The 17,235-nt window shown below is 47.0% G+C and carries 16 protein-coding genes; 8 read left to right on the top strand and 8 right to left on the bottom strand.

Annotated features, from left to right (window positions below):
- Positions 1–17: 17 nt before the first annotated feature.
- Genes R7D93_RS10005 through R7D93_RS09995 form a run of 3 tightly spaced genes read left to right on the top strand, consistent with a single transcriptional unit; the run spans position 18 to position 2,395 of the window.
- Entirely contained in the window at positions 18–779 is a 762-nt protein-coding gene (locus tag R7D93_RS10005; RefSeq protein ID WP_054574554.1) for an SDR family NAD(P)-dependent oxidoreductase, read from the top strand.
- Positions 780–819: 40 nt separating this feature from the next.
- Entirely contained in the window at positions 820–1,332 is a 513-nt protein-coding gene (locus R7D93_RS10000) for a 2,4'-dihydroxyacetophenone dioxygenase family protein (protein WP_225496455.1), read from the top strand.
- Between the two features lie 4 nt (positions 1,333–1,336).
- Entirely contained in the window at positions 1,337–2,395 is a 1,059-nt protein-coding gene (locus R7D93_RS09995) for a zinc-binding dehydrogenase (RefSeq protein WP_225496453.1), read from the top strand.
- 82 nt (positions 2,396–2,477) lie between these two features.
- Here the strand turns inward: R7D93_RS09995 and R7D93_RS09990 are convergent, their stop codons facing one another.
- Positions 2,478–3,602: an alkene reductase gene (locus tag R7D93_RS09990; protein WP_225496451.1), complete on the bottom strand. Its 1,125-nt coding sequence runs from the start codon at positions 3,600–3,602 to the stop codon at positions 2,478–2,480.
- Between the two features lie 10 nt (positions 3,603–3,612).
- Complete coding sequence (gene grxB / locus R7D93_RS09985) at positions 3,613–4,242, bottom strand: glutaredoxin 2 (RefSeq protein ID WP_005387027.1); 630 nt, start codon at positions 4,240–4,242, stop codon at positions 3,613–3,615.
- Positions 4,243–4,440: 198 nt separating this feature from the next.
- Between grxB and R7D93_RS09980 the strand changes: the two genes are divergently transcribed.
- Positions 4,441–5,376, top strand: coding sequence for a LysR family transcriptional regulator (locus tag R7D93_RS09980; RefSeq protein ID WP_225496449.1), 936 nt, complete (start codon positions 4,441–4,443; stop codon positions 5,374–5,376).
- Here the strand turns inward: R7D93_RS09980 and R7D93_RS09975 are convergent.
- Positions 5,329–6,240 (bottom strand): LysR family transcriptional regulator, encoded by a 912-nt coding sequence (locus tag R7D93_RS09975; RefSeq protein WP_025506531.1) that lies wholly within the window; start codon positions 6,238–6,240, stop codon positions 5,329–5,331. The two genes, R7D93_RS09980 and R7D93_RS09975, sit on opposite strands and share 48 nt — an antisense overlap.
- A 220-nt stretch (positions 6,241–6,460) precedes the next feature.
- On the opposite strand from R7D93_RS09975, the gene R7D93_RS09970 reads away from it, so the two are divergent.
- Complete coding sequence (locus R7D93_RS09970; protein ID WP_225496447.1) at positions 6,461–9,340, top strand: amylo-alpha-1,6-glucosidase; 2,880 nt, start codon at positions 6,461–6,463, stop codon at positions 9,338–9,340.
- A gap of 103 nt (positions 9,341–9,443) precedes the next feature.
- Here the strand turns inward: R7D93_RS09970 and R7D93_RS09965 are convergent, their stop codons facing one another.
- The 3 genes from R7D93_RS09965 to R7D93_RS09955 all read right to left on the bottom strand — a co-directional run bounded on the left by R7D93_RS09965 (position 9,444) and on the right by R7D93_RS09955 (position 12,191).
- The gene (locus R7D93_RS09965) at positions 9,444–11,012 is read right to left on the bottom strand and encodes a DEAD/DEAH box helicase (RefSeq protein WP_225496445.1); all 1,569 of its coding nucleotides are present in this window, start codon (positions 11,010–11,012) and stop codon (positions 9,444–9,446) included.
- 285 nt (positions 11,013–11,297) lie between these two features.
- On the bottom strand, positions 11,298–12,008 hold the full coding sequence (locus tag R7D93_RS09960; protein ID WP_005387017.1) for a biotin/lipoate A/B protein ligase family protein: 711 nt from the start codon (positions 12,006–12,008) through the stop codon (positions 11,298–11,300).
- Between the two features lie 27 nt (positions 12,009–12,035).
- Positions 12,036–12,191, bottom strand: coding sequence for a hypothetical protein (locus tag R7D93_RS09955; protein ID WP_213871512.1), 156 nt, complete (start codon positions 12,189–12,191; stop codon positions 12,036–12,038).
- A 42-nt stretch (positions 12,192–12,233) separates the two neighbouring features.
- On the opposite strand from R7D93_RS09955, the gene R7D93_RS09950 reads away from it, so the two are divergent.
- Complete coding sequence (locus tag R7D93_RS09950; RefSeq protein ID WP_005387015.1) at positions 12,234–12,560, top strand: DUF4156 domain-containing protein; 327 nt, start codon at positions 12,234–12,236, stop codon at positions 12,558–12,560.
- A gap of 68 nt (positions 12,561–12,628) precedes the next feature.
- On the opposite strand, the gene R7D93_RS09945 is transcribed toward R7D93_RS09950, so the two are convergent.
- Both R7D93_RS09945 and R7D93_RS09940 read right to left on the bottom strand, forming a co-directional pair.
- Positions 12,629–13,657, bottom strand: a complete 1,029-nt coding sequence (locus R7D93_RS09945; protein WP_225496443.1) for a hypothetical protein — start codon at positions 13,655–13,657, stop codon at positions 12,629–12,631.
- 410 nt (positions 13,658–14,067) lie between these two features.
- On the bottom strand, positions 14,068–15,216 hold the full coding sequence (locus R7D93_RS09940) for a PLP-dependent aminotransferase family protein (RefSeq protein ID WP_017819834.1): 1,149 nt from the start codon (positions 15,214–15,216) through the stop codon (positions 14,068–14,070).
- 125 nt (positions 15,217–15,341) lie between these two features.
- On the opposite strand from R7D93_RS09940, the gene R7D93_RS09935 reads away from it, so the two are divergent.
- Both R7D93_RS09935 and R7D93_RS09930 read left to right on the top strand, forming a co-directional pair.
- Complete coding sequence (locus tag R7D93_RS09935) at positions 15,342–16,211, top strand: AraC family transcriptional regulator (RefSeq protein ID WP_005387011.1); 870 nt, start codon at positions 15,342–15,344, stop codon at positions 16,209–16,211.
- An 80-nt stretch (positions 16,212–16,291) separates the two neighbouring features.
- Positions 16,292–17,188, top strand: a complete 897-nt coding sequence (locus R7D93_RS09930; protein WP_225496441.1) for a LysR family transcriptional regulator — start codon at positions 16,292–16,294, stop codon at positions 17,186–17,188.
- The last annotated feature ends 47 nt before the right edge of the window (positions 17,189–17,235 follow it).

The raw sequence follows: 17,235 nt of genomic DNA, 5'->3' as shown, positions 1-17,235 counted from the left end.
CATGGATGAGAAGGTGTATGGAACTTATCAATAAAACGGCCATTGTGACTGGGGCAGCTGGTGGAATTGGCCAAGCCATCATTGCAAAGCTGAGAGAGCAAGGAGCCAAAGTGCTTGCTGTCGATATTTCAGAACAATCACTGCAAATGTACACAAGTTTTGACTCAAAGCAGTTGGGAACCTTTGTCGCGGACGTCACCGATTACCAACAAGTTGAAGCTATGGTGAAGTGCGCGGTCGAACAGTTTGGCTCGCTTGACATCATGGTCAACAACGCGGGCATCGGTGCACCGAAACCTCTGCTTGACCACGACCCAATTGCCGATTTTGAGCCGATCTCTAAGGTCAACCAAAATGGCGTTTACTACGGCATTCTTGCCTCTGGAAGACAATTCCAAGCGCAAGGCACGCCGGGCGTGATCCTCAATACTTCTTCTGTTTACGCACGAATGGCGTCTGAGATGACCTTTACCTACAACGTCAGTAAAGCCGCAGTCGATATGATGACCAAATGCGCCGCATTAGAACTCGCACCATTGGGTATTCGTGTTTGCGCCGTCGCTCCGGGACGCGTTGATACTCCGATGTTAAGGCAATACGAAGAGATTGGCCTGTGGGACCACATTCGCAAAGAACAGATGCGTCAAAACTTCACACAACCAGAAGAGATTGCTGATGTGGTGGCGTTTCTGGTAAGCGAGAAAGCCAACTGTATCAACGGTTGTACCATCAGCGCATCTGACGGTTTCGAGAATTTTAAGTACCCACTTATGGGATAGGCGAGTACGCCACATTACAGCAATAGCGAGGATGTAAGTTATGTCATTACCAGAAGTTATTCAGCACCAAGATTTCTTATTAACTATTAATACCAATGAGGAGTCGCTCATCAAAGACGCATTACCGGGTGTGGATGTTTACCCGTTGTTTCTTGACCCAGAAAATGGTACTTGGGTGATTCGTGCCAAATTCAAACCGGGTATCACTCTGCCTAAGCACTTCCACACTGGCGTGGTGCATTTCTATACGCTGAGTGGCGCTTGGCACTACATTGAGTACCCAGATCAAGTCCAAACCGCTGGTAGCTACTTATATGAGCCAGGTGGTTCGATTCATACCTTTCACTGTCCAGAAGAGTCGGGTGGTGCAGATGGCTTTATGGTGATCCAAGGTGCGAACATTAACTTTGACGAAGAGGGTAACTTCATCAACATTATGGATGCAGGTTGGATTGAGCAAGTGGTGGTTGCCGCTGCCAAAGCGCAAGGCTTCACTGCGCGCTACATCAAACCGGGTGCGATTGTTGGCCTAAGCGATGAGCTAGCGGAGTAACCCCATGCAACAGATGAACAGTATCATAATGCAGGATGGTAGTGTCCGCCTGAAGCAAGTCGAAATCCCCAAACCTGCAGCGGGACAAGTGTTGGTTCGTAGTCTCGCCTGTGGCATTTGTGGCTCCGACCTTCACATTACTCGACACGCGGATGAGGTATTTGATGTATTCCACCAGCTCGGGTTGATGCCTGATGAAGCCGGTGAGCACGCTCAAGTGATGTTGGGGCATGAGTTCTGCGCGGAAATTATCGAATACGGTGCCGATACGCAGCAAACGTTGTCCGTTGGTAGCCGAGTCACCTCAGTACCGATGTTGCTCAGCCAAAATGGCGCGGGCGTTGGTGTTACTCCGGGGACTTATGGCGCATACTCTGAGTACTTCCTGCTTGATGAAGCGTTATTGCTACCTGTGCCAGACGGAATGCCGTCTGAGGCGGCGGCATTAACCGAACCACTAGCGGTCGGTTTGCACGCGGTCAACCGCAGTGAAATCGAAACGGAAGAAACAGCGCTGGTTGTCGGTTGCGGCCCTATAGGGCTGGCGGTGATTGCTGCACTGAAACAACGTGGCGTCAGCAATATTCTTGCGGTCGATCTTCAGGAAGAGAAGTTGCTACTTGCTAGTGAGTTTGGCGCAAATCGATTGATCAACCCGACCAAGGAAGACGAGATCGCCGTTGGTGAGCAGTACGCGATGAATTCACGTCTGGTCATTTATGAGTGTGTGGGCAAGCATACCTTGATTGACGATTTTATGCGCCGCGCCCCTGCCCGAGCGCGAATCGTCATCTCGGGTATCCATACGACACCCGCAATCATTAACTACGCGTACGCGACGGTAAAAGAGCTCGACTTGAGATTCTCTTACTACTACCAACCGCACGAGTTTGAGCAATGCCTACAAGCGATTGCCGAACACAAGTTGCCTTGGCAGAAAATGCTCACCGCCAAAGTGGGAATCGACGGTGTCGAAGACGCGTTTAGACAGTTAATGACGCCAAATGACCACATCAAAGTCGTTATCGAACCTTGGCGCTGCGGCGCGTTAGAAGTGATTTAACTCTTAGCCAGATTAAGCTAGCTAAAACCAATTTTAGTTTGGTGACAGCCCCAACCGTAGCTGCTAGGTTGGGGCTTTTTTGTTAGGCCTGTTCTGCGCATCCCTGTTGCAGAGCAGGGTAATCGGTGTAGCCTCGTTCGTTTCCGCCAAACAACGTTGAGCCATCGAGTTCTGCCAACGGATGGTGATGTTGCAAGCGAGAGACTAAGTCTGGGTTTGCTACAAATGGCCGTCCGAATGCGACAAGATCCGCGTAGCCTTTCTCTAATACTTCGTTTGCTCGTTGAGGATCGTAGCGACCGGCAACAATAATAGCGTTGCGAAAGCGCTTTCTAAGTTCGATTCGAAACGTCTCAGGAATCGTTGGTGCATCGGCCCAATCGGCCTCGGACAAGTGCAAGTAGGCAATGTCGCGCTCCTGTAGCTGTTTTGATGCCTCTAGGATCGTTGGCACGATATCTGGGCAGTCCATATCTTTAAACGTAATGAATGGTGCCAATCTCACTCCAACTTGATGCGCACCAACAGCGGCGATAACTGCATCCACTACTTCGATAAGAAAACGGATACGATTTTCTCGTGAACCACCGTAGTTGTCTGTTCGATGGTTTGAGTTGGTTCTTAAGAACTGATCGATCAGATACCCATTCCCGCCATGGATTTCTACACCATCAAAACCCGATTCAATGGCGCGTTTGGCTGCGTTCGCGAAATCACCGACAACTCGGTTGATGTCCGCTTGTGTCATGGCGCGAGGCTCAACACAATCGACCATATTGCCGTTGCCTTGTTCATCTGCAATCCAAACTTGCGTCTCTACCGGAGCGAGCGCAGATGGCGCGATAGGCTGTTCACCATTTTGGAATGTTGGGTGAGAGACTCTGCCCACATGCCATAGCTGACAAAACATCGCTGCGCCTTGTGATTTGACCGCTTGGGTCACACCCTGCCAGCCCGCCACTTGCGCATCGGTGTAAACGCCAGGGGTGAACGAATAGCCTTGAGAATCGTCCGAAATTTGTGTGGCTTCGGAAATGATCAGCCCGGCAGAAGCACGTTGTTGATAATACGTTGCCATCATCTCATTCGGGATGTTGCCCGGCTGAGTGGTGCGTGCGCGAGTCATTGGTGCCATGACAATGCGGTTTTGTAGTGACAACGCTTTTAGTTGAGCTGGTTCAAACAGCTTATTTGTTCTTTGTTTCATGATGCGCTCCTTAGATAAGTACTGGCACGTTGGTCGCTTTACGAGCGGTTGCCATCCAGTGAAGTACGGCTGGATCCCATTGCACTTCGGGCGCACTGAAAAAGCCGCGTAGAATGGAGAACATAATGGCCTGATCAACTAGTGACGTTTGCTTTTCTGAACTTAGGTTGAGCAAGGGTTTGGTTTGTTCTATCAAAGCGGCGACTTCTTTCGCAATCGCAGGTGTATCGTTAATCAAAGCTTCAAAATTTAACGCTTCGGTTTCTTTTTTTGCACGCCATGCTTGTTTCGCGGTTTCTGTTGCAAATTCCGGTAACGTCATGTTTGACCAACGCGGATACCCGACTTTTTGTAGCGGTAAAAACGCTTGTTTTTGCCAGTCTAAAACCGGTGTTGAGGGTTGGCTGCTTTCATTGGAAGATGCCAATTCAAGGAAGTAGTTGATGATGTCTAAGCTTTCCGCCATGGCTTCACCATCGTCTTTGATCAAAAGAGGAACTTGTTTGGCGCCGATGATGTTTGTGGTGGTGCTCTCGTCGTCATAAGCAATGTTGATGACGTCGAGCTGAATATTCAGCATGCCTGCAACAAAACGGACGCGGGCGCTAAAGGGGCAATGTTCATAAATGTACAGTTTCATGTTTTGTTTCCTATCTCTGGCTGGGCAGGGCGTGTTGTTGTGCGTTGTACAGCGTTACGGCGTTTAACTTTGCCCTGTCACATAACGTTCTGGGTCTAAACAATGTCGATAGGGCCAGTATATGGATTCGACTTAATTTGATAATTGGGTAATATCTGAATTGATTATTCAGTTTTTCTAAACAATAAGGGCGCGAAGATGGATAAGTTTTCGGATATGACGTTGTTTGTCAGCATCGTTAAACATCAAGGTCTGGCAGCGGCGGGAAGGGAGTTAGGTTTGTCTCCGGCGACGGTAACGGCAAGGCTGCAAGCGATAGAAGAACGCTATGGCGTAAAGCTGCTCAACCGAAGCACACGCCACGTATCACTCACGGACGCAGGGGCAATGTACCATCAAGCTTGTCTGAACATCATTGATAGCGTGAAAGAGACGGAAAACTTGCTGCAAACGGGTATTTCGCAAGTGCGCGGAACGTTGAAAATTTCAGCTCCACGAGATATTGGCAAACAAATTATTTCGCCGATGGTGTCGGCTTTTTCTGAGCAATATCCGGATGTGACGCCTTATCTTTATCTTAATGACAATTTATCGAACTTGGCTGAATCGGGGCTCGATTTGGTGATTCGTTACGGTGAGTTAGCGGACAGTAATCTCATTTCGCGCAAGCTGGCGTCGAGTCAACGTGTGCTGTGCGCGTCACCTGATTACTTGGCGAAGCAAGGTGTCCCAAACTGCCCACAAGATCTCACGGTTCATCGCTGCTTAGCCATGGTGCGCAGCAATGAAGAATTAAAAACGTGGCACTTTAAAGATGAAGAGTCTCACCAAACGATCACGGTCACGCCAAAGCGCTTTTCTGATGATGGTGAAGTGATTCGACAATGGGCGTTGGACGGTGCGGGGATTGCGTTGAAATCGATTTTAGATATTCAGCAAGACCTAAAACAACAACGTTTAGTAACGGTTTTGGATGGGTATATGAAAAACTTCAGCGCCTTTTCGCAAGGCGCTGAAGCGGATCTGCATGTCATTTATCAGAGCCGCCAATATCAACCGAAAAGAGTTCGCCTGTTTTTGGACTTTCTAGTTGAGCAATTTAGCGCGCTGAGTGATGCCAGCAATCAGATCTAGATGCGATTCAGAGGTTTCTCGGCGGTGGCGATAAATCCCGACGGTGCCAGGGTTTGGTTCGTTTTCCATGGTTAAGCATCGTAAGCCAAAGGATTCCAAATACGATTGCAGGTGGCGGGTATAAGACATCACCGCGACGCTTTCTTTCAGTACATCAATACTGGCGAGCAGAGAATCCACTTCGTAAGTCGGTCTGTCATCCAGTTGCTGCCTTTCGCGTTCATTTTGTTTCGGGATTGGGTTATCGATGACGTGAGCGAATTTCTTCGCGTCATAAGTGACCGAAAGAGCAGGGTATTCGTGCAGCATCTCTTCGGTGACGGTTTTACCTAGCAGTGGATGGTTTGGGGAAACAAAATAGGCATCAACCGTTTGAAATAGCGGAATAAACGTAACATCGCATTTAGACGACAAGCCGACAATCTCGTGGCCGATGAAGAATTCAATCTGTTCGTTGATTAATGAATCCATCAAGCCTAAGTGGTTGCCAAATTCGACGTGCGTAGATGCCGAAGGCTGCTTGGTCAGATGTTCATTGAGTGCTTGTTTGACGAACAGCGGCCACCACGCATCGCCAGTACCCATTTTAATTTTTCCGACTTGGTATTGTTTCCGTTCATCAATGCTTTGCATCATTTGGTTGTATTCATGCTGCATCGCGTTGCTATGGCGATAGAGGATGCGTCCGTATTCGGTCAACACCATGCCATTAGGATGACGTTCAAACAGCGTCACGCCGAGATTCTCTTCCAGCTTCTTTAAATTGCTTGTTACCGTTGGCTGGCTTAACCCTGCCATTCTTGCCGCAGCGCTGATGCTTTGGCAGCGTGCAACCAGTAAAAATTGCTGCAGAGATTTGTCCATTTTCTTTCCCCTCTAAGAACGAGGGGTATTTTGCACAATTTCATTTATAAATCACAAATCTGTAATCTCATTTGATTGAAATTATGCGCATTTCATAGATCTACATCACTGTTGGGGTTTGGCGTATAGATGTTATCTATAGCTCGCTCCTGACTTCCTATTTTCCCCTCAAAAGGGTGTTCTTTAGACTGTCGCCAAAACAACAATCTAAGGGATGAACATGAAACCGAGTTTTATTGCGCTTGCTGTCGCGTCTTGTATTGGTCTTGCTGGATGTGGGTCAGATTCCTCTGATGCGCCTGTGCCAGTCGACAAACCAATTATTTCAGCCGACTTATATTTACGTGGTTTAAATGGGGATTGGGGCACGGCAGAGCATGCCAAGCTAAACTATTTGGGTAATAACGAGTACGAAACCGTACTGCGCGTCGCTCGAGGTAGCAATCAGTTCAAGATTGCTGATCCGGGTTGGCAGATCCAATACACCTATTTTGAGGAGCCCGCGGCGTTGGATAAAGCTCAAGAGTACCAGCCAAAACCGGACACGAATGAAGCGTGTATGAACGATGATTGCAACTCTGAGATCACGTTTGAAGACAAAGGGTATTACAAGTTTTCTGTGAGCTTTGCCGATGAAAGTCGCGCGACAATGACTGTGACGAAAGCAACGCAAGAAGAAGCGGAAAAATACTACTCTGATGCGATTCTCGACCCTGTAATGGTGCATGAAGGGCATCAGAGCAAAGAAGTGAAACTGTTCGCCAATTACGATGACTCGAGTGATACCGTGATTTTTTCGGTGAAAGATCCTAAAGCTGAACTGCGTGAATTTGGTATTTCAACGACGACAGAATTGCGTGATGCGCTCGACCAAGGCTTAGTGATTAATGAGCAAACAGGGCCGCGAGTGGTGTCGGGTGATGTCGCGTTTGACGCGTTGTTTGCATTGACGATGAAAGAGCTAGACCAGCTTGCCGTTTCTGAAATCAAAGACGGCAATTACAACTACAACAACCCAATCAAAGCGGAAGTTTTTGAGACGGGCGCGAAGTGGCATTACGTATGGACGCGTGATTTGGCGTACGCAGCAGACCTTTCGCTTGCATTGATGAATCCAACTCGGGTGCAAAATGGTTTGAATTTCAAATTGTCTGCTTTCCGCGACACGACCGATCAGCAATACGATGGCGAGCAGATTGTGCAAGACACGGGCACTGGCGGCAGTTGGCCAATCAGTACCGACCGCACGACTTGGGCGCTTGGTGCTGAACGCTTACTTTCGGCATTAGATGGGGAAGAGTACAACCAATTTTCTGAGCGCGCTTACAAAGCGATCAGCAATACACTTGAAGCCGATCGCCTGGCGGCTTTTGATGCGAAATCCGGTTTATACACTGGTGAGCAATCATTCCTCGATTGGCGTGAGCAAACGTATTCAACGTGGACGCCAAACGATGTCAATACAATTGGTAGCAGCAAAGCGTTATCGACAAACGTGGTTCACTACCGCGCGATTCAGCTCGCGGCTAAGTTGGCAGAGAAGTACGATTCAACCAACGCGGTCAAATACACCGATTGGGCTGCACAGCTAAAAACCGCTATCAACGAGCAGTTTTGGAATGCCGAACGCGGTATGTACGTAAGTTATTTGTTTGATAATGGCAAAGACATCGCGGTCGACAAATATGACATGTTGGGCGAAGCACTTGCGATCATCAGTGGTGTGGCAAGTGATGCGCAGGCGAAACAAATCATGGCCAATTACCCACACAGTGAGTTTGGCGTGCCGGTTTACTTCCCTCAGCAACCGGACGTGCCTGTGTACCATAACCGCGCAATTTGGCCATTTGTTACCGCGTACAGCTTGCGCGCCGCGCATCAAACACAAAACGTGGCAGCAGTGAACAATGCCATTCAATCGTTGGTTCGTGGTACGGCAACTAATTTATCCAACATGGAAAACTTAGAGTGGCTTTCTGGTAAGTCATCCATCATCCATAGTGATCATGGCGAAGATCCGAGCTTGGATGGCCCAGTGATTAACTCTCAGCGTCAGCTTTGGTCTGTGGGTGGCTACTTGAACATGGTGGTAGAGACCCTATTCGGCATCCATACCGAAACAGGTAAGTTGGAAGTGAAGCCATTTATCACAAGTTGGGTGCGCAATAATTTGTTGGCTCAGTCTGAACAAATCACGTTGGAAAACTTTGCCTTCAAAGGAAAGAACTACTCGGTAACGATTGACTTGCCTGAAGTAAGCAAAGATGAAACAGGTTACTACCCAGTTGAAAATGTCACGATGGACGAAGAGGGGCATTTTCACGTGACACTGGGCGCGCTTGTGAATGTAGATAGTAGCATTACTTTAGTTTCTGGGGTGAAACCGTATGTGAGTGAAGATAGCCGCGTATATTCTCCGCAAGAGCCAACATTGGTGGTAAAAAGCGTTGATAATTCGGTTTCGATTGACGTGACGAGCAAGTACAACGTGAACTTGTATCGCAATGGCGAGCTGATTCAAAAGAACGTGATTGCTCAATCTTATTCCGATACGCCAACAGGTTTTGCTTGTTATTTGGCTGAAAGCATTAACGATAAAGGCTTCCGTTCTAACCCAAGCCAACCAGTTTGTGTCGGTGAAGAGATCCGCATCAAACTTGATGGCGAATATCAGCCACTCAAAGACAATATCTCAGTGGTTACGGTGAGCAAAGAGAGTGGCGTTGTAAAAGGTTCAGAGTCGTTTACAGCCCCTGTAACGGGCACTTACCAGTTTGATGCTTGGTACAACAATAACCTAGGGCAACTTAATACTGGCATCACGAACACCGTGAAATTGTTAGAGGTATTGGATGATGCAGGTAAAGTGGTTGGTCAAGGTTACTTGCAGATGGGCCATATTGGTGAAAACCAAGGTATGCGTTACTCAACGCCAATTGAGGTGACGTTGGAGCAGGGAAAAACCTATCAGGTCGCGCTGAAGGACCACTTCAATATGAGTTACCTCAAATCGAATGAAACCTACATCTACGCAGGTGGTATTGAGGGTGAAAAGAACGAAGCGCAAATCGCAGATATTCGAATCACACCTTTAATGTAGGCTGTTTTAACAAAGCTGTGTTCTAAAAACTGTGTTCTAAGAAAGACAAAGCCGCTGAGATTATCAGCGGCTTTGTTGTATTTTCTATCGGGCTGTTTGCAGATTAGTTTGTGGCCAGTGGACGAGGCTTACGACGCTGACCTGATGGTTTGTTTCCTGCAGGTTTAGCATTGTTTGGCTTGCGGTTACCAGACGGTTTACCAGCGTTGCCACTCTTATTACCGTTTGGTTTATTTCCACTCGGTTTATTGCCATTTGGCTTGTTGCCGTTAGGTTTGCGGTCATCTGGTTTACTGTTTGCACGACCTTGGCCTTCACGGTTGCCTTTAGGCTTGCCCGCACCGCCTTGGTTGGTGCTGTTTTTGTTGCCGTTGTTACCACCGTTGAAGCGACGCTTAGGTTTGTTTGCACCATTGCCTGTTTTCTTTTCGGTTGCTGGAGCGTTTTCACTTGCAGCATTTGGCGTTTTTGGTTTTTTTGGCTTCTTAGGTTTTTTCGGTTTGATTGGGCGCGTATCCAGTTTAGATTCTGGCACCACATTGGTTGGCGCAAAACCTTCCAACTCTTTACGTGGTAGTACTTCTTGAATCAAACGTTCAATCGCAAACAACTCAGATGCTTCTAGCGCACACACCAGTGAAATCGCTTTACCTACTTCGCCCGCGCGGCCAGTACGACCAATACGGTGAACGTAGTCTTCTGCCACTTTCGGTAGCTCAAAGTTCACCACTTGCGGTAATTGCGGAATATCGATACCGCGCGCAGCAATGTCCGTCGCGACCAACACACGAATTTCACCCGATTTGAAATCCGCCAGTGCTTTGGTACGTGCGCCTTGGCTCTTGTTGCCGTGGATGGCAGCAGCCGGTAGATTTTGTTCGATCAGGAACTTCGCCAGACGGTTTGCGCCGTGTTTCGTTTTCGTAAACACCAGCACTTGCTTCCAATCGCCGTCTTTGATCAATTTAACCAACATCGGTGCTTTCTTCTTCACGTCTGCTGGGTAGATGCTTTGCTCAACCGTTCTCGCCGTCGAGTTTGCCGGGTTAACGGAAATCTCAACCGGGTTGTTCACCAAGCCTTTCGCAAGGTCGCGGATTTCATCCGAGAAAGTCGCAGAGAAAAGTAGGTTCTGACGTTGTTTTGGTAGCAGAGCTAGGATCTTACGAATGTCACGGATAAAGCCCATATCCAACATGCGGTCTGCTTCATCCAGCACAAGAACTTCTAGTTGGTCGAACTTCACCGCATTTTGGTTGTACAAATCCATCAGGCGGCCTGGTGTCGCAACCAACACATCCGCACCTTTGCGAAGACGCAGCATTTGCGGGTTGATCTTCACACCACCAAAAACAACCGCACTGCTTAGTGGAAGATGACGGCCGTACATAAACACGTTTTCTTGCACCTGAGCCGCAAGTTCACGCGTTGGCGTCAGGATAAGTGCACGAACTTGGTTAGCACGAACGCGAGGGCCGTTCGATAAACGCTCAAGAATCGGTAGCGTAAAGCCTGCGGTTTTACCTGTACCAGTCTGCGCTGCTGCCATTACGTCTTTCCCTTCCAAAATAGCAGGAATTGCTTTTGCCTGAATTGGCGAAGGGGTGTCGTAGCCTTTCTCTTGAATAGCTTTAAGGATTGGAGCAGATAGACCTAACGAGGTAAAACCCATATGTATGATTCTCAATTGTAGAGTTAGATAACAACGCGCCGAAAACAAATCGGTACGAAAAGTGCGACATTCTGAGGCTTTTACGCGCAGGCTTCAACTAATTCCGTCATGGATAAATATTTGAACTGGATCTCATTTCTTTTTGGCAGGCAAAACTGATAACTGGTTTGATCGATCGATTGAATGGTTTTACGTTGGCGATGCCCATTCTTACATCGTTATCACGGCATGCAGTTTGAGTTTATCGAATGCTTTTCGGAGCAAGGGGGGCGCTTGATCCTTTCATTACTCCGCTTTTGCATGCATTAAAAACGCGCTAGTTAATTGCTGAAAGAGTGAATCTACCGACGGACGGTCGGATATATGATGGAAGAGCGGTGTGTGGACATCACCACGAATATCATCGCTGTGACCGCAAAGCTGATTACACATTCGTACTGGTTCGACAATCTTCTCGACGTCGGCATCAATCAGAATGCATGCTTGTGACAATACCACTTGTCCGCCGCCTTTTTTAAGTAAAACACGCTGCGCGGTTCCCACGACTTTTTGCCCGCCAATGTTGAGGTTGTACTCGCCATCGCAGTAGGAATAAGGCGTAGCATGAACATCCACTTTCACGCCGAGCTGTTTAAAGAAAACCGTTAATATCGCACATAAATCGAGATACGCTTTTTTGATGTTGTAAGGCTCGCCTTCTGGCCAGTGGTAAATGTGGGATAGATTGATAATACCTGGCACCTGAGGGACTGGGGCACCACCGGTTTTACGAGAAAAGAGCTTCCAGCCAGACGTATTTAACGCATGTTCTAACTCATTAGACACTGGCCATTTCTTACCCGCGGGAAGCACGAGCGTTGGACTTTTTACTTGCCAAAGCAATAGCACTTGCGAGAGTTGGTTGGACTGAACTTGTTTAATGAGCTCATCTTCTTTGTCAAATGCATCAGCGACTTCCGTAGCTGTGTAGCGAATTAGCTTATTTTTAGCAACCAAACTCTATCCCTCGCGGCTATTTAATCATTACTGTTGTATCTCAGATACAGCTTTATTGCTAGGTCTGTGATTATTAGGTTTTTGCTCGCTAGCTGCATGATCACCTTTTGGATCTTTTCCGTTGTCCATTAATTCTGCTTGAACACGCGATAAAAAGTTTTTGCTAGTCATCACATCAGCCATTCATAAAATCTGCCATCTATGAAAAATTTTGGCGATATAAGTATGAAAAAGCGAGTGATGACTCTCGCGTTAGCGGCATCATTAACGGGATGTGTGACGTTCCCAACTCAAGAATCTGAGCAAGTACAGGTGCTTTGGGACAATGTGAATGCGATTGAAAACTGTGAACTAATGGGTACCGTGATCGGCTCAGAAGGCCACTTTTACGACTATTGGCTTCACGCAGATAAAGACATGGTTTGGGGTACGCTAAACCAAATGCGCATCAAGGCGGCGGATTTAGACGCAGATACCTTGTACTTATATCAACCATTGAGCTTTTCTACGTCAGTAACGATGTTTGCAAATGCTTACAAGTGCAAACAGTAGCTATAGGCTTGAAGACAGGCGCTGCTCTCCTGTCTTTGATGCGTTCTACAAATACTGGCTACCTTGCGTTAATTGACGTTTGCTGTCGCCACCGCTGATGTATCAGAGAACGACAATGTAAAGTCTCGCTCGGTATTAAGCACTTTGGCTGGAAACTCTAAGCTCAACTGCGTATGTGGCGCGACTTCTGAAGCAATGCTAGTAACGAATTTTCGGGTTTCTCCAGGAGAGATCGATATGTCACTTCCACCTTGTGATGAGAGCTCAGCGATACCCATTGTTTCAAGTGTGTTACCTGCAGTATCCGCCAGGTGTAATAAAGATTCTGACTTGTAGATTAATTCTCCACTTTCTGTGCGATATGCATTAAACGTGTTGAAATTTGGTTGTAACGATCCTTGTGATCCAATGTTAGTAACGGAAAATGTCACATTAGCGCCATCAAAGTTCTCGACTCTTACGAGTACGTTACCGTCTTGGTAACGAGCGGCTGCTGCCGCGGTTGCTTGTTGTTTCTGCCGCTGTTTCTCTTTTTCAATGTCGCTTAACTGTTTCTGCTCATTAGCGATTCGATTCTTTGCCATGGAGTACGACTGATCGACCATTGCTATTAAAGCGGGGATTGAATACAAAGTGAGGCCTTCCAAATGGTCAAAGTCGATTTTGGCATGTTGAGTACGTTTATGATTAGAAAATTGGCAGTAACCATCAATCAAACTGATGAAAGCCACTTCAAAAGTGCCCTGTAATCGGCTTACTTCCTGTGCTGCTTTCTCTATATTTGAGCGGACTTTCCGAATCTCTTCCAAACTCTTTTGTGAAAGACGACCGTTTGGCGATACGTCGTTAGAAACCGAAACCAGTTCTTCGGTCACAAATGGATTGTTTTCGGCTGGAATCACCGTAGTTATACGGTTGGATTTGGTGATGTCTTCGCCCAATAAAACCATCATTTTTTGCGATGCGGCGGTTGTGTTGCCCGCTAATACGTCACTACAGTTTGGCGACGTATTGGCATACACGGCGAATGCGGTAAAAAGTGAAAGTGTAACGGACCAGCCGATGGTGACGAGTCCTGTCGTGGTTCGAGTATTCATCCTGATAACCCCTCTGTCATTTGGTGCGATTCACTGACGTAATTGCCAATCAAAAGATTGGCTCGCGACATTCAGAATGGTTCTGGTCAACCCTTCGTAGTGGGTCTGCCCACAGATGCTTTTTTAGTCGTTTATCAACCGCTAAGCCACGATTGATAAAGTGTCTGAAATTGAGAGCATTAACGCTGCGAAGTTGATGTCTTTGACTGAAAGATAGACGTAACTTTTCTAACCATCAAATACGTGATTGAGTTCTCATTTTTATATGAGTGAGAGGTTCAAGAGAAAACAGGCACTTACTGTAGAGAGTTGATTTGAAGGAAAAATATAAATTTTTTTGGGGAACTTTTTTGATGCTGCCTTTGAGACTTTTTTGAATCTCAAAGGCAGGTTCTTACACTCGCGTTCAATTACAACGTGTTGAGGACATCCGCGAGTCGAGAGACAGCTGTCGTCAGTTCTTCTGGTGTGGCATTGGTAAAGTTAAGACGCAGAGCGGCTTTTACCTTTGAACCTTCTGGATAAAAGACCGGGCTCGGCACTACAGCAACCCAGTTTGCGAGAAGGTTTTTCGCCAGTTCGAAGGTGTCGCATTCTGGAATTTCGACCCAAACGAACATACCACCATCGACGGGTTTGAGTACGCAACTTTCTGGCAGCTGTTTTTGCAGTTCAGCAAACATGACATCGTAACGTGATTTGTAAAGCGCACAGATGGTTGAAATGTGCGTTTCGAAGTTGTCATGTTGCAGTAGACCATGCAGCAAAGCTTGCATCGGAATACTAGAGTGCAGATCGGCACCTTGTTTAATTTTGATGAGTGGCTCAAGGTAGCTACTCTTGCCCGTAACTACACCAATACGCAAGCCTGGTGAAGCTATTTTGGAGAAAGAGCGCAATACGATGGAGTGCTGCGGGCAGAAATCCGAAACTAGCGGCAGTGCTTCACCAGAAAAACGCAGCTCGCGGTATGGTGCGTCTTCAATGAATGCAACGTCGTATTGGATACAAAGCTCGGCAACTTTTTGGCGAGTCTCTAGCGCCCAGCATACGCCCGTTGGGTTGTGAAAATCGGGTACGGCGTAGAACATTTTTGGTTGCTGCGTGGCAAAGCATTGTTCGAGTTCTTCAAGGTTTGGACCACACTCGGTTTGTGAAACGGTCACGATGTTGGCTTGCACTAGACCGAATACTTGCATAGCACCAAGGTAGCTCGGTGCTTCCATCACCACTTTATCGCCCGGGTTCACGTACGCACGCGCAATCAAATCTAGCCCTTGCTGAGAGCCCGTTGTGATCATCGCCAAATGAGATTCTGGCAGCTGGTAATAATCGGTCAAAAAGTTAAGTAGCGGGGCGTAGCCTGCTGTTGCGCCATATTGAAACACCTCTGGCATATTAGCGAGGTTTTCGAGAGTCGGTTTCATTAAGTCGATCGGGAAGGTTTTTTCGTCCGGCAAGCCACCTGCAAGAGAAATAACGTTCTTATCGCTCGCTGCTGCGAGGATCTCTCGGATGTAGGATGACTTAGTTTGTTGTAATGACTGTGCGATTTCCATGTGCTGTGCTTCTCGTAATTGTCTTTTTTTATGTCAGAAATAGTATAGGTAAATTGCCAAGCTTGGTGTGTCCATTTATGCTGTTAAATATGTCTGTTTATGCTATTTAAGCGAAAGTTTACTCCGTGAGCCATCAACAAGTTTCCAGAATCAATGACGTGCTGTTTTACATTCACCAGGACATTAGCAGAGATTTATCGGCTAAAGAGCTAGCAGATGTAGCAGCCTATTCTGAACAGCACTTCCATCGTATTTTTAAAGATGTGGTAGGGGAGTCTGTCCATCAATATATCCGTCGCACAAGAATGGAATACGCCGCCAATCAACTGATGTTTGATACCAGCTCGTCGGTGTTAGACATTGCTAACAAGTGCGGCTTTAGCTCGGTATCTTCTTTTAGCCGAGCATTTAAAGCAACGTTCGCTATGTCTCCTGGCGCGTGGCGAAAGCATGATTTACAAGTCGCAGAAAAGCCGTATCTAAAAGATCCGGAAGTGGCTGCGGGTTATCATCGGGTTGCTAAACGCGAGTTGCCAGAACCTAAAATTATGGAGGTTCCACAACGCTTTGCGGCTTATGTGCGGCATGAGGGTTATAGCCGTTCCATTCGTAATGCGTGGCTGATTTTGAAGGCGTGGGCAAGCTCTGAGAATCGGGACTTTTCGGTTCAATACGGTTTGCATCACTCCAACCCCGCTTGGGTTGAGCTCGATAAGTGTCGCTATGTGGCTTGTATGGCGATTGATAAGCCGCTTAAAGTACGCGGTGTCGTGAATCAAATGACGATTCCGGGTGGTTTGCATGCTGTTTTTCGCTTAACAGGGGTATATGGAGAGCTTCTTCCTCAATTGAGTATGGTGTTAGAAAAGTGGTTGCCGAATTCAGGCTTTAAGCAGCGTTCTACTCCCGCTTATGTTCACTATCATAAAAACCATTTCCTTAGCCATGATGAGGCGTTTGAGCTGGACTTCTATCTGCCCATCAGTTTTTTCTAACTGGAGTATTTATTTACTATCCGTAAGGAAGAAAATGCTAAGCTCTATATGGTGATTTTTTACAAATAATTGAAAATTAAATGAACATCGATCATGTAAAGCTATTTGTCCGTTTGGCTTCGACACACAACATCAGCATGGCTGGTCAGGAGCTTGGACTTTCTCCTGCTGTCGCTAGTGCGCACATCAACAAACTTGAGGACAGCTTAGGAGTTCGTTTAGTTCATCGCACCACACGCAAAGTTTCCTTAACTGAAGAAGGGCAGGTTTTTTTACCTCACGCGGAGGAGGTCCTTGCAACAGTGGAGGCAGCAAGGGGAGCTGTTGGCTCAGGGCAGAGTGCGCCAACGGGAGTATTACGTATAACCGCCTCTGCAACTTTTGGTCGCTTGCATATTGTGCCCGCATTAAAAGGTTTTATGGCGCGTTACCTAGGGTTAACCGTGGACTGCCGATTTTCTGATTCCATTATTGATCTGGTTGAGGGAGGTTTCGATGTCGCCATTCGTGTCGCTGAGTTGAAAGATTCTTCATTGGTCGCAAGAAAGCTTGCGCCAGATCGTCGTATTATCGTTGCATCACCAGATTATATTGAACAATTTGGGAGACCTAACAAGCCCCAAGACTTGACGAATCATGAATGTATTAACTTAGTTGGAATGAATAATTGGTCATTCAATACAAAAGATGGAATGTTCAATGTAAGAACTTCTGGTCGTTTTAAAACCGATAATGGTGATGCGATGAGAGACGCGACGGTAAACGGGTTAGGTATTTCTATCAACTCGGTTTGGAGTGTTTATCAAGAATTACAAAGTGGTCAGCTAGTGGAAGTACTCGAAGATCACCCTTTAGCGATGGATGCTGGGATTTGGGCTGTGTACCCAAGCTCTCGTTTAATTGCGCCTAAGGTGCGTGCCTTTATTGATTACTTTGCTGAATACTATGGCACGCCACCTTATTGGGAAGAGGTTTAAAAGTCACAAAGACCATGATCCGTGCTCAGTTGGAATAGCAAAAAAAG

The organism is Vibrio sp. YT-15 (assembly GCF_033337445.1).
In the GTDB taxonomy this organism is placed as follows: Bacteria; Pseudomonadota; Gammaproteobacteria; order Enterobacterales; family Vibrionaceae; genus Vibrio; species Vibrio alginolyticus.
Note: the sequence above shows the minus strand (reverse complement) of the source record. Positions and strands in the feature narration are given on the sequence as shown.